Source organism: Kitasatospora sp. NPDC085879 (assembly GCF_040686255.1).
Taxonomy (GTDB): Bacteria; Actinomycetota; Actinomycetes; order Streptomycetales; family Streptomycetaceae; genus Kitasatospora.
The window spans coordinates 1-17,700 of the sequence record NZ_JBFBJZ010000047.1; the positions used below are offsets into that span (position 1 = coordinate 1).

A 17,700-nucleotide genomic window follows, 5' to 3' on the forward strand; every position below is an offset into this window, starting at 1 on the left:
CGGCTCGATCAAGCTCGACGAGGCCGCGAGCGCCCACCTCACCCTCCTCGCCGGCGACATCGCCGTCGGCCGCCTCACCGGCCCCGCCGAGATCAGCACCACCAAGGGCGACATCCGGATCACCGAGGCCGTCCGCGGCGCGGTGACCCTGCGCACCGAGGCCGGCGGGATCGAGGTCGGCGCCGCCCGCGGCGTCTCCGCCTCGCTGGATGCCGGCACCGCCTACGGCCGGATCCACAACGCGCTGCAGAACGCCGACGGTGCCGCCGCGGCCCTGACCGTCCGCGCCACCACCGCCTACGGCGACATCACCGCCCGCAGCCTCTGACCGTCGAGGTGCACGGCCCGCGCAACCCCGTCCCACCGGCGGGCGGCGTACACCGACATCCCGTCGGATACGCCGCCCCGTCCGCGTGTCAGGCCCGCGCGACCGCGAGCCTGCTACTCGAAGCGCGTGGTGTCGCCGGCCCCGTGCCGGACGATCTCCGCCTCGCCGCTGGAGAAGTCGACGACCGTCGTGGGTTCGGTCCCGCAGTCGCCGGAGTCGACGACGGCGTCCAGTGCGTGATCGAGCCGCTCCTTGATCTCCCAGCCCTGCGTCATCGGCTCGTCCTCGCCGGGGAGCAGGAGCGTGCTGGAGACCAGCGGTTCGCCGAGTTCGGCGAGCAGCGCGCGGGTGACGGTGTGGTCGGGGATCCGGACGCCCACGGTCTTCTTCTTGGGGTGCATCAGGCGGCGCGGCACCTCCTTGGTGGCGGGCAGGATGAAGGTGTAGCTGCCCGGCGTCGCCGCCTTGACGGCCCGGAAGACGTCATTGTCGATGTGGACGAACTGCCCCAGCTGCGCGAAGTTCTCGCAGACCAGGGTGAAGTGGTGGCGGTCGTCGAGTCGCCGGATCGACCGGATCCGCTCGATTCCGTCGTGGTTGCCCATGCGGCAGCCGAGCGCGAAGCAGGAGTCGGTCGGGTACGCGATGAGGGCACCGGCCCGGAGGCTGTCGGCCACGGTGGCAATGGTGCGCGACTGGGGGGTCTGCGGGTGCACGTCGAAGTACTTCGCCATTGCCCGACCTTACGGGATCAGCCCGGCCACGGGTATCGCCACGACCCCGGACACGCACACGAACACCGCTCGCGGCGTGATCGCACGCCCCCCACGCCCGTCCGCTGCCGGAAGCGGGGCGCGGCCGTGGACTACCGTCGAGGCGGTGGGGGCAGTGTGCAACCGGTCGGGAGGGGTTCGGGGATGGACTGGGAACTGATCGTCCGGCACGAGGAGTACGCGCCGATCGGACTGGACGGCGGGCGGTCCGAGGTGAGGCTGGTGCCGTCGGGGCCGGGGTGGCCGCGGCACGGGGTGGTGCTGCGCTTGGTGATGCCCTTGGCCCGCCCGGTGGTGCGGGTCCGGCTGGTGCAGGAAACCGCGGACGGGACAGTGGCAGGCCGCGACCTCGAACCGGTCGTGCGCGCCGCGCGGCAGTACGTCCACGAGTACCCGGTGGAGCCCGTGGACGGCGCTCGCGGAGCGCGGTACGAGGTGGACTGGCAGGTGCGGCGCGCAGAAGGTGAAGCCGACGAGTCGGGCTCGGCGCAGCTGCTGACCCGGATCCACCTGGTCGCGCCCGATCCGGACCACGGCGACCAGGTGCTCGCCTCGCGGATGCTGAGCCTAGCCTGGTGCGACCCGCACGACCCGCCCATGCTCGATCTCCTGCTGCAGCAGGCCGTCGACGGCGGCACCCTCCCCACCCCGGCCGCCGCCGCACTGGCGGAACTGGCCCTGGTGAACCGGGAGTCGGTGCCCGCCTGCTTCGCCTGCGCCCTGCGCTGGGAGTTGCGGCTGCTGTCCGCCGCCGACCGGGCCTGGGAGGCGGCGCAGCACTACGGCCTCAACGGCATCGCCCGGCTGATGACCGCCCTGAACACCACCGCGGACGGCCGCACCTACCGCCGTCCCTGCGACTGCCGGCGACAGAACCCCGGCACCGGCGGCCGGCTCACGGAGACACCCGAGGACGAGCTGCGCCGCGACCTGAGTGCCGCCCGCGCCCGCTACCTCGCCCGCCGCGAGGCGTTCCCCGCCGGGTGAGGCCGAGCCGCTGTCGAGAGGTCGGCCCCCGAAAGCGCCTACTCCTGCCCCTCGGACGGAAGTTCGGTCCTCGGACCCACCGCTCGTGCGGTGTGGAACTCGGTCCAGGCGCGGGCGGAGAGCCGGAACGACAGGCCGCCGTCCACGTCGGAGAACGGCTTGGGCATCTCCGCCAGGGTGCCGTCCGACATGAGGGCCCCGATGACGGCGCCGCGCCACGTCGGCATGCCGACGTACGGCTGGCGGCCGAGGAATTCGCCGAGGTCGACCCACTCCCCGGGCACGCTCGCCCGTTCCAGGAGTTCGGCGCGCAGCCCGTCGGCGAACGCCCGGATCTCCTCGGGCGTGAAGTGCCGGCCGTGTTTGCCACGGGCCCGGATGTACAGCCCGAGCGGGACGCCGATCACCGCACCGATCACCAGCGCCACCGCGAGTTCGGCCCCGCCCATGGTTCCCCCCGGTTCCCCCAAGCCCTGCAGGCCGCCACAGCGTACCGGGCGGACGCGGGGACATCCTCGACCTGGCCGTCGTGCTCGCCGCGGAGTACGGCCTCGCGGTCCGGGTCTGGCTCGAGGCGGGGAGACAGGCGATGCGGCGGCGCGGGCTCCCGGTCGTCGACAACGACTTCCTGGACAGCTTCGCCCTCGACACCGAAGGCAAGGCGGCCCGCTACGCGCAGCTGCTGCGCGGTCTGCCGGCCGGGCTCAACGAGTGGGCGGTGCACCCGAGTCTGGGCGGCGAGGAGTCGCGATTCGTCGACAGCGGCTGGCTCGTGCGCCGGACGGACCACGCGTTCCTGACGTCGGCGTACGCCCGTGACCTCCTGCGGCAGGAGGACATCCGCGTGATCGACTACCGAACGATCCAGCAGGTCTGGTCCCGGCGCGCGCGCCTGCCCGGCGCGGTGGAGGGAGGTACCGGTGGGTGTCAGGCAGGAGGGGCGGCCAGGGTGTCGGACTGGCCGGCCCTGCGGAGGGAGTCGGCCACGAAGCCCGAGGCCTTGAGCTCCTCGACCACCGCGTGCAGGAAACGGACGCTCTCCGGGCGGCGGGTCCGGGTGGTGCCGACCGCCTGGCGGATCTCCATGAAGCGTTCGCCGATCAGCCGCAGGCCCGGGTCCGCCGCCACGTACGCGGTCATCGGCTGGCGGATGCCGGCCGCGACCTCCAGGGCCTGGTCGCGGAACACCTCGGTGCCCTCCACGCCGCGTACGACGCTGGCGTGCCGCAATGTCCGGCTCAGGTAGAGGTCGTAGGCGGAGCCCTGCTTGACCCCGATCCGGACGCCCGCACGGTCGACGTCGGCGACCGTGGAGAGGACGGAGTCGCGGGGCACCGCGAAGACCCCCTCGATCACCACGTACGGCTCGGTGAAGGCGACATCGGCCTTGCGGGCGGGTTCGACGGCGAGGAAGCACAGGTCGGCCCGGCCCTCGGCCATCGCCTCGTAGGACTTGCGGGCCGCGTCGAAGCACCGGTACTCCACCGGGACGCCGAGGCGTGCGGCGAACTCCCGGGCGAGGTCCACCGTGACACCCGACGGCGCGTCAGGGGTGCCCTGGGCCAGGACCGGGTTGCCGAGGTTCACGGCCGCGCGCAGCACACCGGTGGGCGCCAGGTCCTGCACCAGATCCGAATCGACGATCACGCAGCGGAGCCTACCCCGACGCACCCCCGCCCTCGCCCTCCGGTGCACACCGGGGGCCGACCGGTCCACTTGTTCCGGATTGGCCCTTTCAGCGCCGGTCCCGGCGTCGTTACCGTCCCGGGCATGCGCCTTTACGTCGTCGATGCCTTCACCGATCGCCCCTTCCGCGGGAACCCGGCCGCGGTGTGCCTCCTGCCCGAAGGTCCGTGGCCGGACACCGCGTGGATGCAGCAGGTCGCCGCCGAGACCAACCATCCCGAGACCGCCTTCGCGCTCCCGCTGCCCGCCCCGGCCGAGGCCGAGGCCGACTGGGCGATCCGGTGGTTCACCCCGACCGTCGAGGCCGGCCTGTGCGGACACGCCACACTCGCCACGGCACACGCGCTGCGCGCCGAGCGGGGCCTGGTCGGAGCCGTCCGCTTCCTGAGCCGGCAGCACGGCGTGCTCGTCAGCCACGCCGACGCGGAGGGCGGCATCACGCTCGACTTCCCGGCGGCCCCCACCCTTGCGGCGCCCGTGCCGGACGGGCTCGTCCCGGCGCTGGGGGCCGTCCCGGACGCCGTCTTCCGCACCGACGGCGTCGGCGACCTGCTCGCCGTCCTTCCCGACGAGGCCGCGGTCCGCGCCCTGGCGCCCGACCTCGACGCCGTGGCCGACCTGACGGAACGCGAGGGACTGCGCGGCGTCATCGTCACGGCCCCCGCCGCCCCCGCCGGCGCGGGCCACGACTTCGTCTCCCGCTTCTTCGCACCGGCCAGAGGCATTCCCGAGGACCCGGTCACCGGCAGCGCCCACATCGCGCTCGCCCCGTACTGGTCGGCCCGGCTCGGCCGCGACGAACTCCTGGGCCTCCAGGTGTCCCCGCGCACCGGCCTGGTGCGCACCGCCCTGCGCGGCGACCGCGTCCACCTCACGGGGGACGCCGTCACGGTGCTGACCGGCACCCTGCACGTCTGAGGCGGCAGCCGACGCCGCCGTTCACGCGGCTCACCTCTATCGGACGGACCAGACGGACATCGCCAAGGTCGAGGTCTGCGACGTCGAACTCAGCGAGGAGGAACTCTCCGACCTCCGGGCAGCGCCGGAGAAGTTCCTGCGGGACCTCTTCGAGCGTGAGAGGCACAAGGTGAACAGCCTGGTCCTCGACACGCGCCTGGGCAACGGGGAGTGCGGCTGCGGCGTGCGGCTACTGCACTCGCGCGCCGACGACTGGACGAGGTCCGCACACTACGTCCAGTGCGTGCCGTGCAAGTGACGCCGCCGGTCGGCCTCTACGGCCGGGCGTCGGCGCGTCCCCGCACACGGGTGGAGAGCGCCTGACCCAGCGCGAGCACGCTGAGGCCGAAGATCACGACGCCCAACGGGACATGGAGCGCAGGCCGGTGGGCGATGCCCAGCACCACCTGCACCGAGGCGAGCACGAGGAAGCCGGTCGAGTACAGGATCGGGCGGGGTGACCCGCCGCCCGGCCGCCACGCCACGACCGCGGCGAGCACGTACAGCATCGACGCCCCGTACATCACGCGCGCCCCGGCACTGTGCAGGACCTCGCCGTAGGACGTGGACAGCAACAGCCCTGCGGTGACGGCCTGAAAGAGGATCGTCAGGGTCTGCAGGGCGATCGCGACCTGCAGAAAGGTGACGCCTCGGCGTCCTGCTGTCGTCTGTACGGCCATGGTGCGCTCCCTTCGTCCGCCGCCCGGCGGCGACGCGGTGTCGGTTGTTCCCCTGTCCGACGACGCAGGCCGGCGAAATGTGAGACGGCGCGCCCGAATCGGATTCCCGCCGGACCACCCGGGTGACGGGCTGTCACTCCCGACTGGCAGCATCGCCGGTATGGATCACCGAACCACCCCGATCAGGACGACCGCGAGCACGGCCGAGGCCGCCGGGATCGTGCGGCTGCTGCACGACACCCGGTGGGGCTGGCACCGCGAGGACGTCGACGCGCTGCTGGCGGCCCACCCGGAGTGGAAGCTCCACCGCGACCTGCCGGACACGCTGGCGATCGGCCTGGTGCCGGGCCGCGGCCACCTCGGCCCCGAGCTGATCTTCACCCCGCGGGAGAACAAGGCGAAGGTCTACCGCAAGGCCGAGGTCGCGCTCGCCTTCCACGGCGGCGCCCCCGAGGCCGACGTACGGCGGATGCGCGCCGAACTGGTCGAGGCCCTGTCCGTGGTTGGCGAGCCGGTCGCCCACCGCATCTCCGAGCACGGCACCGGTCTTCGATGGCGGCAGGACGGCCGGGTACTGCTGCTGCACGGCGGCGACGCACGGACCTGGCTCGCCGTACGGCCCGCGGTCGTCGGCAGCACCGTCGACCAGCGCCTGCTCGACGCGGTCACGGCTCTCGCCCCGCTGCTCCACGACAACCCCACCGGGACCTTCGACGAGGAGGCGCTGGAGAAGCTCGCCGCCGAGCAGCCGCACTGGGAGCTCGGCGGCCGGCAGGGAACGGCCGGCCGATCGATCACCGTCGGGCCGGGCGGTGCGGAGCTGTCGCTGCTCCGCAACGGCGCCGGGTACCACCACATCCGGCTGTTCGACCACCCCGAGGGCGGCACCCCGGCGGACCGTCCGGCCGTCTTCGGCGAGCTGCTGGCGGCCGTCTGCGCGGTCCTCGGCGAGCCCACCACCCTCGGCGGCGGCCCGAGCGGGCCGGACGTCCGCTGGCGCAGCACCGGCCGCGTCCTCCGGCTGCGCGGCACCCGGCGCCGGGTGGTGCTGGAGAGCGAGCCGACCGAGGAGCTGGAGCAGGAGGAGTACGGCACCTTCGAATGGGGCGGCCCGTCCTCCGACGGCTCGTCGGACTTCCCCCTCCTGCCGTACACCTGGCAGCTGCACCGCGGCGGCCCGGGCGAGGAGGCGGTGGTGCTGCCGGGCGGCCGGCTCGCGCTCACCGTTCCGCACCTGCGGGAGGGTCTGGAGGTCCTGCTGGCCGCCTGGGCCGAGCAGCTGCCCGTCCAGGTGCCGGGCGAGCGCGCCCAGTTCAAGATCGTCAATCGGCGGGACCGCAAGCGGACCCTCGCGGTCTCCCTGGAGCCCTCCGGGGCCCTCCACCTCATCGTCCCCGACCGGGCGGGCGACCCCGCCGAGGGCGAAAGGGCGATGACGGCGGCCGGCTGGAAGCGCCACGGCAAGCGCTGGCGCGCGGTCTACCCGCACCCGGACGGGCAGGCGGCCGCCGCCGCGGCCGAGCTGATCACCGCGGAGCTGGTCGCCCGCGGCGTCACCGACCCGTCCCGCGACCTCGGTGCCAAGGACGTCCGCTGCGGCACGTCGAGCCTGCCCGCCCGGGGGTTCTTCCAGGTCACCGGCCTCGGCATCGAACGCTGCTGAGGCCGGTGACCCCGGCGGCACGGCTCACGGCCCGGGGAGCTCCGCCAGCCTGCGGACGAACGTGGCCCGCTCCGGTTCGTTGCCGACCAGGTCGAGCGCGGCACGGTAGGCGGCGGCCGCCTCGGCGGTCCGGCCGAGCCGCCTCAGCAGGTCGGCCCGCGCCGCGGGCAGCAGGTGGTAGCCGCGCAGCTCCCGGGCCCCCGCCAGGCCGTCCAGCAGGACGAGGCCGGCCTCCGGCCCGTCCCGCATCGCGACGGCGATCGCCCGGTTCAGCGTGACGAGCGGGGACGGCTCGATCCGGTGCAGCACGTCGTACAGCGCGACGATCTGCGGCCAGTCGGTGGCGCCGAAGTCGGCCGCCTCGTCGTGCAGCGCCGCGATCGCCGCCTGCACGGCGTACGGCCCGACACCGGGGCCGGTCAGCGCCGGAACGAGCAGCCGCTGCCCCTCGGCGACCAGGCCGGCGTCCCACCGGGCACGGTCCTGGTCCTCCAGGAGCACCTGGCCTCCCGCCGCGTCCGTCCTGGCGGCGCGCCGGGCGTCGGCGAGGAGCAGCAGCGCGAGCAGGCCCGCCACCTCCCGTTCGCCGGGCAGCAGCCGGTGCAGGATCCGGGCGAGCCGGACCGCCTCGTCGGCGAGGTCGGGACGCAGCAGGTCGCTGCCGGCGCTGGCCGCGTGGCCCTCGGTGAAGACCAGGTAGACGACCCGGAGCACGCTGGGCAGCCGCGCGGGCAGCTCGTCCGGCGCCGGGGTGCGGAACGGGATGCGCGCGCTGCGGATCTTGTGCTTCGCGCGGACGATGCGCTGCGCCATCGTCGCGGTGGGTACCAGGAAGGCCCGGGCGACCTCGGGGGTGGTCAGCCCCGCGAGGTAGCGCAGCGTCAGAGCGGTGTGCGCCTGCGGCGACAGCGCCGGGTGGCAGCAGGTGAAGAACAACTGGAGCCGCTCGTCCGGGATGTCGTCGAAACCGGGCTCGTCGGCGGCCGCGGCCGCCGCCCGGTCGTGCTCCACCTGCAGCACCGCCAGCCGCTCGGCGAACGCGCGGTCGCGCCGGATCCGGTCGATGGCCCTGCGCCGCGCCGTGGTGAGCAGCCATGCCAGCGGCCGGTCCGGCACGCCGTCGACCGGCCACCGCTGCAGCGCGGCCTCGATCGCGTCGGAGGCGGTCTCCTCGGCGAGGTCGAGATCGCCGAAACCTGGCCGCGAGCAGGGCGAGCAGCCGGCTCCGGTCCTCGCGGAACACCGCCTCGACGGAGCGGGCCGCCCGCTGCTCGTTCACCGTTGATCTCCCAGGATGCTCCGGCCTCTAGACCGGGGAGGAATGGGTCCTTGGCTCGGAGCTGCGAAGCGGCGGAGTGATCTCCGGAGGTTCTGACGTGAGCCGTTGTCAGTGCTTCCCGGTAGGTTCATCCCGTGTATCTCCGATACTCCTGCCGCATCTATCCGACGGCGGGTCAGCGCGCTGCGCTGTCCCGGACGTTCGGGTGCGCGCGCGTGGTGTACAACGACGCCTTGGCAGCGCGGAAGGCAGCCCGCAAGGGCGGTCTTCCCTACCCCAAGTTCACGGACTTGCAGAAGTCCGTGATCACGGAGGCAAAGAAGACCACCGAGCGGTCCTGGCTCGCCTCGGTGGGTGTGGACCCGCTGATCCAGTCCCTCCGTGACCTGGACACGGCCTACCGGAACTTCTTCGACTCGGTGTCCGGCAAACGCGTCGGACGGCCGGTCGGGCTTCCCCGGTTCAAGTCGAAGCACGATGCCCGTCAGTCTCTTCGGTTCACCCGCAACGGCTTCCGGGTCCGGTCCAGCGGGAAGCTGAACCTGGCGAAGATCGGCGACGTACGGGTGAAGTGGTCCCGGACGTTGCCGGCCGACCCGTCGTCCGTGACGATCGTGCTGGACCCGTCCGGCCGGTACCACGCCAGCTTCGTCGTGGACGTCGAACCGGTCCACCTGCCCGAGCTGTACACCGAGATTGGTATCGACCTCGGTCTGACCACCTACGCCGTCCTCTCGGACGGAAGCGTGATCGACAACCCGCGCTTTCTTCGCAAGGCGGAGAAGCGGCTCAAGGCCGCACAGCAGGAACTGTCCCGCAAGGCCAAGGGTTCGAAGAACCGGGCGAAGGCTCGTAGGAAGGTCGCCAGGGCGCATGCCAAGGTGGCCGACACCCGCATGGACTGGCTGCACAAGCAGACGACCAGGATCATCCGCGAGAACCAAGCGGTGTACCTGGAGGACTTGAACGTCCGCGGCCTTGGCCGCGGACGCCTGGCCAAGTCCGTGCACGACGCCGGATGGGCGACCTTCCGGCGACTGCTCGAAGAGAAAGCATTCCGCTACGGGCGCGCAATCGGCATCGTGCACCGCGCGTTTCCCTCCTCCCAGCTGTGCTCGGAGTGCGGACACCACGACGGACCCAAGCCCCTCGCCGTCCGCGCGTGGGCCTGTGGTGCTTGTGGCGTGCTGCATGACCGTGACCTCAACGCTGCTCGAAACATCCTGGCCGCCGGGCAGGCGGACAGGCTAAACGCCTCTGGAGGGCCGGCAAGTCCTGGCGTGGCAATCCCACGCCAGGCACGGCCCGTTGAACGGGGAACCCACCTCGGCGACCTGCGACGCACGGGGGCCCGTGCCACAGGCGCGGGAGGAATCCCCGTCCCTTAGGGCGGGGAGGATGTCAAGGTGAGCTCCTCGTTGCGTCGGTCTGCCTTGTGCAGCTATGACGAACGGCCGGAGCGGGAATCGACAGCCCGGCCCGAGATTTTCGGTCGCGACGCGGGCGGCCGGTCAGTGGAGGACGTCGAACACCTGCTTCTGCAGGCCGTTGGCGTAGACCTCGTGCTCGACGAGCTTCAGCTTCCGGGTGTCCACGTCCGCGGTGCTGAACAGGCGCTTGCCGGCGCCGAGCAGCAGCGGGTAGACGAGCAGGTGGTAGCGGTCGATCAGGCCCGCGTCCGAGAGGCCGTGGTTCAGCGTGGCGCTGCCGTGGACGATGATCGGGCCTCCCTCGGTCCGCTTGAGCGCGGCGACCTCGTCGAGCGAGCGCAGGATCCGGGTCTCGCCCCAGTTCGAGACGAGCCGGTCGTCGGTGAGCGTGGTGGAGACGACGTACTTCGGCATCGTCCTGTACCGGGCGAACTCCGCCATGTCCGGCCACACGGGGCTGAAGGCCTCGTAGCTGACCCGGCCCATGAGGATCGCGGCGGACTCCCGCTGCTCGCGCTCCTTGATCTCGAAGGCCTCGGGGAGGAACTCGACGTCCTTGAAGGTCCACCCGGAGTTCCGGTATCCGGGCTCGCCGCCCGGTGCCTCCACGACGCCGTCGAGGGACATGAAAGCGGTGCTGATGAGGGTACGCATCGAAGGTTCCTTGCTGTCTCGTGTCGTGAGGGTCAGTGGGTGCGGGGAGGGGTGGTCAGCCGAGGAGTCCGGTCAGCCACTGCTGCCAGGCGTCCTCGGCTCCTGCCGTGTCCGCCCCGAAGAGGTGGTGGAACATCAGCGCGATGCCGGGGCCGTGGTGGAAGGTGTAGAGCCCGTCGGCGGTGCGGACCGCGAAGCGCTCGTCGTCAGCCCACACCACCTCGCCGTCCAGCGCCGGCAGGCCCGCCGGCTCGGCGTGCACCCGCGCGCCGATGCTCACCGGGGCGGGGAGCGACAGCCCGCGGGCGAGCGCCGTCCGGGCGTCCTGCGCCGACCGGTCGCCCGTCGGCAGTGCGGCGAAGACCGGGACGGCGGTGCGTCCGGGGAAGTGGGCCAGGTACTGCTGCAGCGTGTGGAGGTGGAAGGGCCAGCCGCGGCGCAGCGCGTCGTACTCGTCCTGCCAGTCGTCGCCCAGCATGCCGCTGTGGACGACGCGGAGGACGGTGCTGCCGCCGTCGCGACCCTCGATGAGGTACTCGAAGGCCATGAACCGGCCGTCCTCGGCGGTGGCCGTGCGGGTGGCGAGACGCTTGCCGGGCTCGTAGGCGGTGATCAGTGCCTCCTCGCGGTGGCCGCCGGTCTCCATGGCGGCGATGCCGCCCTCGTGTCCCTCCACCTCGTTGCGGCCCATGAACCAGGAGTCGATCCCCGGTCCGGTGGCGATCGCCTCCCAGACCTGCTCCGGACTCGCCGGCAGCGTCGTCTCCAGCCCGATCTCGAACGGGTGCGTCATCGTCAGTTCTCCTGTTCCGCTTCGGGATCGCTTGCCTGTGTGTGCCCGGGGCCGGCGGCCGTGGCGGGGATCTGGTGCAGCCCCACGACCACCCGGTGGGTGCGGCCCTGCGGGGCGGCCTCGTCGTGGTAGCGGCCGACGAGGGCGGCCACGGCCTGGGCCAACTCCTCGGTGAAGGCCGCCCGGTCGGCCGCGGAGGCGAACCGCACCTCGGCGTCGATGCCGAAGGTGGCGACCCGCCGCCCGGCCCGTGCGGCGCCGGTCAGCAGCGACCCGACCTCCTGCACCAGTCGTGACCCCAGGGCCAGCAGCCAGCGGGCGGAGAGCTGGTCGGGGGAGCGGGACGGGTCCGGGCTCAGGGCGGCCAGCACGTTCGGGGAGATCACGTAGGAGGCGGCCGTCGCGCGGTAGACGCGCTCGGTGACGTTGCCCTTGCGCCGCTCCTCGGCGAGCTCGACCAGCCCGTGACGCTCCAGCTCCTTCAGGTGGTAGTTGACCTTCTGCCGGGGCAGCCCCAGGCGGCCGGCCAGCATGGCGGCCGAGCCGGGCTCGGCCAGGGCGGCGAGGATCCCGGCCCGGATCGGGTCCAGTGACGCCTCGGCCGCGGCGGGTTCTTCGATCACAGCGACGTCCAGCACCACTCCAGGATCCGTCCGACAAAAAAATTTGTCAAGACAATCGGAGTTGTCGGTGTCGAAGGCGGAGCGCTCTGCCTCGGGCCTGGAGAAGCGGATAGGTCATCCGCATGTGCTACCGTCGGACACTCAAGCGGATGACCTATCCGATTACCTGATTGGGGTGGATGAGCCGTGACGAAGACGGCTGTGGTGACGGCCGGAACGGCCGGGATCGGCCTGGAGACCGCGCTGGGGCTGGCCGCCGCGGGATACGCGGTCACCGTGGTCGGGCGCAGCCCCGACCGGGGTGCCAGGGCGGTCGAGCGGATCAACGCGGTCAACCCGGCGCTTTCAGGGAGGTTCCTGGCCGCCGACCTCGCCTCCCTCGACGAGGTGCGCGCGCTCGCCGACCGGATCGCCTCCGATCACGCCGCCTCCGGCGAGCCGCTGACCGTCCTGGTCAACAACGTCGGGGCGATGTTCGCGGAGCGACAGGACGTGGGCGGCGTCGAGGCGTCGTTCGTCGTCAACCACCTGTCGCCGTACCTGCTGACCGAACTCCTGCTGCCCGCGCTGACGGCCGCCGCACCGAGCAGGATCGTGAACGTCACCTCGGGCGCCGTCGGGCTCGCGAAGCGTGCGTTCGACACCGTCGAACCGCCCGGCGGCTACTACGGCTTCCACTGGTACGGTCGCGCCAAGCTGGCGAACCTCGCCTACGCGCTGGACCTGGCCGCGCGACTCGACGGCACGGGCGTATCGGTCTTCGCCGCCGACCCCGGAGGCGCCGCAACCGACATGACCAACGGCACCATGGCCGACCCGAGGATCGTCTCGCCCGCCCTGCGGCTGCTCTGGCCGCTGGTGCGCCGCAGGTTCGAACGGTCGACCTCGGGGCCGGCCTCCGTGGCGGCCCGGCCCTCGATCACCGCGGCCACCGGCGGCGCCCTGACCGGCCGGACGGGCATCGTCATCGGCGCCCAGGGCCACCCGGTGGCACCGTTCCGCGCGGCGACCGACCCCCGCCTCGTCGAGGCCGTGCGCCGGCTCAGCGAACGCCACGCGCCGCTCGCCGCCGCCTGACCGTCGGGCGAATTCGCCACCGCGGTGGGGTCGGCCATCCGGATGGGGCATCCGATTAGCATGGCCCCATGACGACGACTCCCCGGCGCAAGGACGCGGCCCGCAACTGGGACCGGATCGTCGCCGTCGCCCGTGAACTGGTCGACCAGGGAACGCCGTTGCAGCTCAACGACGTCGCCCGCCGCGCCGGACTCGGGGTCGGCACCGTCTATCGGCACTTCCCCACGCCGGAGGCGCTGCTGGAGACCGTCGCCGCCCCCTGCCTCGAGGACCTCGCCGCCCACGGCGAACGGGCGCTGGCGGACGACACCGACCCCTGGCGGGCGCTGGAAGGCTTCCTGACCCGTACCGTCGAGGCCCAGGTCACTGACGCCGCCCTGTCCCCGGTCACCGCCGCGCCCGCGGACGCCCTGCCGCGCACCACGGAACTCAAGGCATCGCTCCGTTCGGCCGGCACCGTCCTCCTCGACCGGGCCCGCGAAGCCGGAGCGGTCCGCCCCGACGTGGCGGCCGCGGACCTGGTCCCGCTCATGTGCGGCATCGCCCACGCCGTGGGTGTCCACGGCGGGGCTCCCGGCGACCGCATCGACACCGGCCGCCGCTACCTGGCCGCGTTGCTCGGCGGGTTGCGAGTCCCGCCGCGGGGCGCCTGAGACGTCGAGTCCCGGGCCGGCGTCTGCGGCCCGCCGGCGCCGAGGGGTGTCGTCCGGCCGCGGTCAGGGGCGGAGCACGACCTTCCCCAGGTTGCTCCGCGACTCGATCACCCCGTGCGCCTGCGCCGCGTCCTCGAGCGCGAACTCCGCGTGCACTGCGGGCCTCAGCGCGCCCTCGGCGAACAGTCGCCACAGTTCCTTCCGCCACCGTTCGTACAACTGCGGCTCGCCGCGGGCGATCAGCGCCATCTGGAAGCCGATCACGGACTTGGCGCCCACCAGCAGGTCGTACGCCCGGACGGTCCCGCCGCCCGAGCTGTAGGCGACCAGCCGGCCGCCCGGTGCGAGGGCGGCGATCGCCGGGGTGAGGAGGTCGCCGCCCACCGCGTCGAGCGCGTAGTCGACGGGCTCGCCCCAGTCGGGGGCGTCGTAGCCGACGACCTCGTCGGCGCCGAGCGAGCGCACGAACTCCGCCTTGCCGGCATCGGACACCGCGGCCACGACGCGTGCCGCGCCGCGCACCCGGGCCAGTTGGAGCGCGAGGTGGCCGACGCCGCTCGCCGCCGCCGTGACCAGCGCCGACTCGCCCGGCTCCGGACGTGCGGCCTCCAGCGCACCGAACGCCACCAAGCCGCTGCGGACGAGTGCGACGGCGTCCACGGCGCTCGCCGTGCCGGGCACCGGGGAGGCCATGGCTTCGTGCAGGACGGCGAAGTCGGCGTAGCCGTGTCCGAAACACAGCCCGGTCACGCGGTCGCCGGGCCGGAAGCGGGTGACGCCGTGGCCGATCGCCACCACCTCGCCGGCGATCTCGCCGCCGAGCGCGATCGGCTCGGCGGCCTCGCGGACCTTGCGTACGACGGGCAGGGTGACCCCGACGGCCTCGCAGCGCACCAGGAGTTCGCCCGGGCCCGCGGCGGGGACGGGCGCTTCCTCCAGGAACAGGGGGCCGCCGGTGGACTCGTACCGGACGCGACGCATCGCACCTCCAGAGACGCAGGTTCGTTGGGATCCCCAACGATAAGCGTGGGTTCATTGGAAAGTCCAACGAGTTCTTCGCTAGGCTGCAGCCATGGCCGAAGCACCCCTCCCCGCCATCCGCTCGCTGCCGAGTTGGCTCCTCGGCCGCGGGGCGCGGCGCGGGCCGGCCGCGGGGGCGGCGCGCGCCCGCGCCGCCGGGGGGGGGCGGGGGGCCCCCGCGGGGGGGAGGGGGGGGCGGGGCTCCACCCATGCCCCAACCCCCCAACCCCCCCACCCCCTCGCTGCCTATTTGTCTCCACGGCCGCGCGGCCGCGCGCGGCCGCGCCCTGGTGGCCGAAGCCCTCGCCGCCGAAGGCATGAAGATGTGGCACCACGTGGTGCTCTCGGCCGTGCGCGACCTCGCCCCCGTCGCCCAGGCCGACCTCGGCCGCGGCGTCTCCCTCGACCCCAAGGACCTGGTCGGAGTCCTCAACGACCTGCAGGCGGCCGGCCTCGTCGTCCGTGAGCCGGACCCGAAGGACCGCCGCAAGAACGCGGTGTCGCTCACCGACGAGGGCGATCGGCTGCTCCAGCGCTGCGAGAAGGCGGCGCGCGAAGCGAACGACGCGCTGCTCGCCCCCCTCTCCGCAGCCGAACGCGACCGGTTCATGGACCTGTTGACCCGCGTATCGGGCATGGAAGGCTGACACCGACTCGCCGACTGCCGAGTCCGAATAGGTGTACTCAGGTGCGCGCGACGGGGTTGTGGTGCGGTGCGTTACTCGGCCCGGGGGGAACGTTCATGGGTACCTTGTGGTCACCGCTGGATCACCGCATCGGCATTCCGGGTCCAAGCGGCAGTTCGTGCAGTTCTGACACCCCGCGGGCTCAGCGCGGGCGAGAGGCCTCCCCGCCCGCCGGTCCCGCCGGGCGGTGCAGGTCGTGGACGGCTCTGCGGGGAGTCCGGTACAGCACGCACCGGCGAAGCGGTCCTTCCGGCACGCTCGGATCCTCGAAGTCGTCGGCCGGGTCCCGGGTCATGCCGATCCGGAGCATCACTGCCTGGGAGCGCCGGTTGTCGACGGTTGTCGACGCAACGACCTCCGGCAGTCCGAGGGACTCGAAGCCGAAGGCCAGGCAGGCCAGGGCGGCCTCGGTCGCGTAACCGTGCCCCCACGCCGAACGCGTCAACCGCCAGCCGATGTCCACGCCCGCGAACGGCATGGACTCGCCCACCTCGTCCAAGCCGGCGCGGCCGATGAACTCACCGGTCTCCCGCGATTCGAGGGCCCACCACCCGAAACCTCGCGCGTCGAACGCGGCCTGCATGGATGCCACCGCGGCATCGCTCTGCTCCCGCGTCAGCAGTTCCCCCAGGTGTTCTCGGACCTTGGGATCGGCGTTCATCGCCGCCCACGGTTCGAGGTCGGACTCCCGCCACCGCCGGAGCAGGAGGCGATCGGTACGCAGTTCGGGCATGCCGCCCAGCCAACGCCATCACGATCAGGGTGTCGACCGGTTATGTCGCACAGGTCCTGACCGATCGTCAGTGCGAGGCGGAGGTCGACGATCGCCGCCGGCACGCTGGTGCTCGGCGCGCCAGCGGGGCCGGGTGCGGGGTGTCGGGTGCGGAACGGGCCGCCACCGGAGTTGCGGTGGCGGCCCGTCGAGGTCGGGACGGTCAGGCGTTCGGGCGGGCCGGGGCCTGAGGTGTGCTGCGGGTGCGGCGGTTCTTGCGCCGGGCGGCGCGGGCGAGGCGGAACTGCTCGGCCTGGCGGAGCCGCTCGTCGATCGTCGCCCGTGCTGCATCGAGCTGGTAGCCCATGGTGATCTCCCCCTGGGAGAGCGGTCGCCGACATCGCCGTGATGCCGGCCCGGGAGGCCGCCCTCGCGCTTTAGATTCTACACCAAAGTTCGCCCGATGGGATTCATTTGATTGGCTGTGATCGCGCTGCGGCCTTGTGATCGAAGGTTGAGCGAGGGTGGACCGGTGGGCTCGGGGTGTCACTAGGCTCGAAATAGTAGCCATAGACATAGTAGCCATGTACTCTAAATTCCATGAGCAAAGGTTCCCCGGGCCCCACGCCCGGCTTCCTGGTGTGGCGGCTCGCCAACAAATGGCGCGTCGCGGTCGATCGCGCGGTGGCCCCCCTGGGCCTCACCCACGCGCAGTACTCACTGGTCGCGGCGCTGTACGGCATGCAGCGCACCGGCGAACGGCCCAGCCAGCGCCGACTCGCCGACCACACCGGCCTGGAGGCGCTGTACGTCTCGAAGCTGGCGCGCGCCCTCGAGTCGGCAGGCCTCATCGAGCGCACCCGCGACCCGCGCGACCCGCGCGCCGTACAGCTCGCCCTCACCGAGCAGGGCCGGGCCGTCACGCGGCAGGCCATCGCCGTCGTCCAGGAACTGCTCCAGCAACTGCTCGAACCGCTCGGCGGCCTGGACGACCCGCGGACGCAAGCGTTCACCGACGAGCTGACGACCCTGCTCGACGCACCTCTCGCTCCATCCGTACCGAACGACGAGAGCACTCAGGGGACAACACCATGACCACCACCGCACCCACCGCCGACGCCCGCGCCCTCGGCCTGGCCCACTACGCCGCCCGCGGCGTCCTGGAGCACGTCCTGGCCCGGCACGGCATCACCTTCCAGCAGCAGATCGCCCTGCGCGCCGCCGTCACCTCCGACGCCCCGCAGACGCCGGACGACCTCGTCACCCAGGTCCGGGGCTCCCTCAAGGCCGACCCGTCCGACCTCCGCACCACCCTCGACGAGCTGGTCGCCCAGCAGCTGCTCGTCGCGGACGGCACGCACCTCCGCCCCACGGACGCGGGGCGCGAGCTGCTCGCCGCCGTCGGCGCGGAGACCGCCCCCGTCACCACCCGCATCTGGGGCGGGATACCCACCGAGGACCTGGCCGCCGCCGGCCGCGTCCTCGCCCTGGTCACCGAGCGCGCCAACGCGGAGCTCGCAGCCCTGACCGCCTGACCACCCATAGGCCGACCACCGTCGACGATGCTCCGCGTCGAGGCCACCGTCGGCCACGGGCCTGCCGGCGGTCCGGCCCCGAGACGGGACCGGACCGCCGGTGTGTTCGGTCCTGGTACGCCGTCAGCCGGTCGGCGACGGCAGGCGCCGGGTGACGAGACCTC

The 17,700-nt window shown here is 72.8% G+C and carries 20 protein-coding genes and 2 pseudogenes; 11 read left to right on the forward strand and 11 right to left on the reverse strand.

Annotated elements, in window-relative coordinates; genetic code table 11:
- The coding region (locus tag AB0P35_RS29185; RefSeq protein ID WP_363516533.1) for a DUF4097 family beta strand repeat-containing protein at positions 1–328 on the forward strand (328 nt) is incomplete at its 5' end.
- Positions 329–441: 113 nt separating this feature from the next.
- On the opposite strand, the gene AB0P35_RS29190 is transcribed toward AB0P35_RS29185, so the two are convergent.
- Positions 442–1,062 carry an L-threonylcarbamoyladenylate synthase gene (locus AB0P35_RS29190; protein WP_363516536.1) on the reverse strand — a complete coding sequence of 207 codons (621 nt, stop codon included), beginning with the start codon at positions 1,060–1,062 and terminating at the stop codon, positions 442–444.
- A gap of 183 nt (positions 1,063–1,245) precedes the next feature.
- Here AB0P35_RS29190 and AB0P35_RS29195 point away from each other — a divergent pair, with 183 nt between their 5' ends.
- Positions 1,246–2,088, forward strand: a complete 843-nt coding sequence (locus AB0P35_RS29195; RefSeq protein WP_363516539.1) for a hypothetical protein — start codon at positions 1,246–1,248, stop codon at positions 2,086–2,088.
- 38 nt (positions 2,089–2,126) lie between these two features.
- Here AB0P35_RS29195 and AB0P35_RS29200 read toward each other — a convergent pair whose 3' ends face one another.
- Positions 2,127–2,537 carry a hypothetical protein gene (locus tag AB0P35_RS29200; protein ID WP_363516542.1) on the reverse strand — a complete coding sequence of 137 codons (411 nt, stop codon included), beginning with the start codon at positions 2,535–2,537 and terminating at the stop codon, positions 2,127–2,129.
- 47 nt (positions 2,538–2,584) lie between these two features.
- Between AB0P35_RS29200 and AB0P35_RS29205 the strand changes: the two are divergent.
- Positions 2,585–2,971, forward strand: a pseudogene (locus AB0P35_RS29205) (hypothetical protein); the annotation flags it as partial.
- Between the two features lie 44 nt (positions 2,972–3,015).
- Here the strand turns inward: AB0P35_RS29205 and AB0P35_RS29210 are convergent.
- Positions 3,016–3,735 (reverse strand): transporter substrate-binding domain-containing protein, encoded by a 720-nt coding sequence (locus tag AB0P35_RS29210; RefSeq protein WP_363516545.1) that lies wholly within the window; start codon positions 3,733–3,735, stop codon positions 3,016–3,018.
- 123 nt (positions 3,736–3,858) lie between these two features.
- Here AB0P35_RS29210 and AB0P35_RS29215 point away from each other — a divergent pair, with 123 nt between their 5' ends.
- On the forward strand, positions 3,859–4,692 hold the full coding sequence (locus AB0P35_RS29215; RefSeq protein WP_363516548.1) for a PhzF family phenazine biosynthesis protein: 834 nt from the start codon (positions 3,859–3,861) through the stop codon (positions 4,690–4,692).
- A 314-nt stretch (positions 4,693–5,006) separates the two neighbouring features.
- On the opposite strand, the gene AB0P35_RS29220 is transcribed toward AB0P35_RS29215, so the two are convergent.
- Positions 5,007–5,411, reverse strand: coding sequence for a hypothetical protein (locus AB0P35_RS29220; RefSeq protein WP_363516551.1), 405 nt, complete (start codon positions 5,409–5,411; stop codon positions 5,007–5,009).
- A 160-nt stretch (positions 5,412–5,571) separates the two neighbouring features.
- On the opposite strand from AB0P35_RS29220, the gene AB0P35_RS29225 reads away from it, so the two are divergent.
- Positions 5,572–7,074, forward strand: coding sequence for a hypothetical protein (locus AB0P35_RS29225; RefSeq protein WP_363516554.1), 1,503 nt, complete (start codon positions 5,572–5,574; stop codon positions 7,072–7,074).
- Between the two features lie 24 nt (positions 7,075–7,098).
- Here AB0P35_RS29225 and AB0P35_RS29230 read toward each other — a convergent pair.
- Positions 7,099–8,353, reverse strand: a pseudogene (locus AB0P35_RS29230) (DUF6596 domain-containing protein).
- A 134-nt stretch (positions 8,354–8,487) separates the two neighbouring features.
- Between AB0P35_RS29230 and AB0P35_RS29235 the strand changes: the two are divergent.
- Entirely contained in the window at positions 8,488–9,741 is a 1,254-nt protein-coding gene (locus AB0P35_RS29235) for an RNA-guided endonuclease TnpB family protein (protein WP_363516557.1), read from the forward strand.
- Positions 9,742–9,864: 123 nt separating this feature from the next.
- Here AB0P35_RS29235 and AB0P35_RS29240 read toward each other — a convergent pair whose 3' ends face one another.
- The 3 genes from AB0P35_RS29240 to AB0P35_RS29250 are packed head-to-tail and all read right to left on the reverse strand — an operon-like array spanning position 9,865 to position 11,868.
- Positions 9,865–10,437, reverse strand: coding sequence for a dihydrofolate reductase family protein (locus tag AB0P35_RS29240; protein WP_363516560.1), 573 nt, complete (start codon positions 10,435–10,437; stop codon positions 9,865–9,867).
- Between the two features lie 55 nt (positions 10,438–10,492).
- Positions 10,493–11,230 carry an SRPBCC domain-containing protein gene (locus AB0P35_RS29245; protein WP_363516563.1) on the reverse strand — a complete coding sequence of 246 codons (738 nt, stop codon included), beginning with the start codon at positions 11,228–11,230 and terminating at the stop codon, positions 10,493–10,495.
- 2 nt (positions 11,231–11,232) lie between these two features.
- Complete coding sequence (locus AB0P35_RS29250; protein ID WP_363516566.1) at positions 11,233–11,868, reverse strand: helix-turn-helix domain-containing protein; 636 nt, start codon at positions 11,866–11,868, stop codon at positions 11,233–11,235.
- Positions 11,869–12,039: 171 nt separating this feature from the next.
- Between AB0P35_RS29250 and AB0P35_RS29255 the strand changes: the two genes are divergently transcribed.
- Complete coding sequence (locus tag AB0P35_RS29255) at positions 12,040–12,930, forward strand: SDR family NAD(P)-dependent oxidoreductase (protein WP_363516569.1); 891 nt, start codon at positions 12,040–12,042, stop codon at positions 12,928–12,930.
- Between the two features lie 68 nt (positions 12,931–12,998).
- Complete coding sequence (locus AB0P35_RS29260; protein ID WP_363516572.1) at positions 12,999–13,583, forward strand: TetR/AcrR family transcriptional regulator; 585 nt, start codon at positions 12,999–13,001, stop codon at positions 13,581–13,583.
- A 63-nt stretch (positions 13,584–13,646) separates the two neighbouring features.
- Here the strand turns inward: AB0P35_RS29260 and AB0P35_RS29265 are convergent, their stop codons facing one another.
- Entirely contained in the window at positions 13,647–14,564 is a 918-nt protein-coding gene (locus AB0P35_RS29265; RefSeq protein WP_363516575.1) for a zinc-binding dehydrogenase, read from the reverse strand.
- 248 nt (positions 14,565–14,812) lie between these two features.
- On the opposite strand from AB0P35_RS29265, the gene AB0P35_RS29270 reads away from it, so the two are divergent.
- The gene (locus AB0P35_RS29270) at positions 14,813–15,250 is read left to right on the forward strand and encodes a MarR family transcriptional regulator (RefSeq protein WP_363516578.1); all 438 of its coding nucleotides are present in this window, start codon (positions 14,813–14,815) and stop codon (positions 15,248–15,250) included.
- A 181-nt stretch (positions 15,251–15,431) separates the two neighbouring features.
- Here the strand turns inward: AB0P35_RS29270 and AB0P35_RS29275 are convergent, their stop codons facing one another.
- Together AB0P35_RS29275 and AB0P35_RS29280 are read right to left on the reverse strand one after the other, a co-directional pair.
- Positions 15,432–16,022, reverse strand: a complete 591-nt coding sequence (locus tag AB0P35_RS29275) for a GNAT family N-acetyltransferase (RefSeq protein WP_363516581.1) — start codon at positions 16,020–16,022, stop codon at positions 15,432–15,434.
- Between the two features lie 202 nt (positions 16,023–16,224).
- Positions 16,225–16,368: a hypothetical protein gene (locus tag AB0P35_RS29280; protein ID WP_363516584.1), complete on the reverse strand. Its 144-nt coding sequence runs from the start codon at positions 16,366–16,368 to the stop codon at positions 16,225–16,227.
- Positions 16,369–16,601: 233 nt separating this feature from the next.
- On the opposite strand from AB0P35_RS29280, the gene AB0P35_RS29285 reads away from it, so the two are divergent.
- Positions 16,602–17,096: a MarR family transcriptional regulator gene (locus AB0P35_RS29285; protein WP_095877872.1), complete on the forward strand. Its 495-nt coding sequence runs from the start codon at positions 16,602–16,604 to the stop codon at positions 17,094–17,096.
- Entirely contained in the window at positions 17,093–17,536 is a 444-nt protein-coding gene (locus AB0P35_RS29290) for a MarR family transcriptional regulator (protein WP_363516587.1), read from the forward strand. The genes AB0P35_RS29285 and AB0P35_RS29290 overlap by 4 nt, the downstream gene beginning before the upstream one ends.
- Positions 17,537–17,700: the final 164 nt, after the last annotated feature.

Coding starts and splice junctions, on each gene's coding strand:
- AB0P35_RS29190 (WP_363516536.1), bottom strand. CDS start 1,062: ATGGCGAAGTACTTCGACGTGCACCCGCAGACCCCCCAGTCGCGCACC.
- AB0P35_RS29195 (WP_363516539.1), top strand. CDS start 1,246: ATGGACTGGGAACTGATCGTCCGGCACGAGGAGTACGCGCCGATCGGA.
- AB0P35_RS29200 (WP_363516542.1), bottom strand. CDS start 2,537: ATGGGCGGGGCCGAACTCGCGGTGGCGCTGGTGATCGGTGCGGTGATC.
- AB0P35_RS29215 (WP_363516548.1), top strand. CDS start 3,859: ATGCGCCTTTACGTCGTCGATGCCTTCACCGATCGCCCCTTCCGCGGG.
- AB0P35_RS29220 (WP_363516551.1), bottom strand. CDS start 5,411: ATGGCCGTACAGACGACAGCAGGACGCCGAGGCGTCACCTTTCTGCAG.
- AB0P35_RS29225 (WP_363516554.1), top strand. CDS start 5,572: ATGGATCACCGAACCACCCCGATCAGGACGACCGCGAGCACGGCCGAG.
- AB0P35_RS29240 (WP_363516560.1), bottom strand. CDS start 10,437: ATGCGTACCCTCATCAGCACCGCTTTCATGTCCCTCGACGGCGTCGTG.
- AB0P35_RS29245 (WP_363516563.1), bottom strand. CDS start 11,230: ATGACGCACCCGTTCGAGATCGGGCTGGAGACGACGCTGCCGGCGAGT.
- AB0P35_RS29260 (WP_363516572.1), top strand. CDS start 12,999: ATGACGACGACTCCCCGGCGCAAGGACGCGGCCCGCAACTGGGACCGG.
- AB0P35_RS29265 (WP_363516575.1), bottom strand. CDS start 14,564: ATGCGTCGCGTCCGGTACGAGTCCACCGGCGGCCCCCTGTTCCTGGAG.
- AB0P35_RS29270 (WP_363516578.1), top strand. CDS start 14,813: ATGCCCCAACCCCCCAACCCCCCCACCCCCTCGCTGCCTATTTGTCTC.
- AB0P35_RS29275 (WP_363516581.1), bottom strand. CDS start 16,022: ATGCCCGAACTGCGTACCGATCGCCTCCTGCTCCGGCGGTGGCGGGAG.
- AB0P35_RS29280 (WP_363516584.1), bottom strand. CDS start 16,368: ATGGGCTACCAGCTCGATGCAGCACGGGCGACGATCGACGAGCGGCTC.
- AB0P35_RS29285 (WP_095877872.1), top strand. CDS start 16,602: ATGAGCAAAGGTTCCCCGGGCCCCACGCCCGGCTTCCTGGTGTGGCGG.
- AB0P35_RS29290 (WP_363516587.1), top strand. CDS start 17,093: ATGACCACCACCGCACCCACCGCCGACGCCCGCGCCCTCGGCCTGGCC.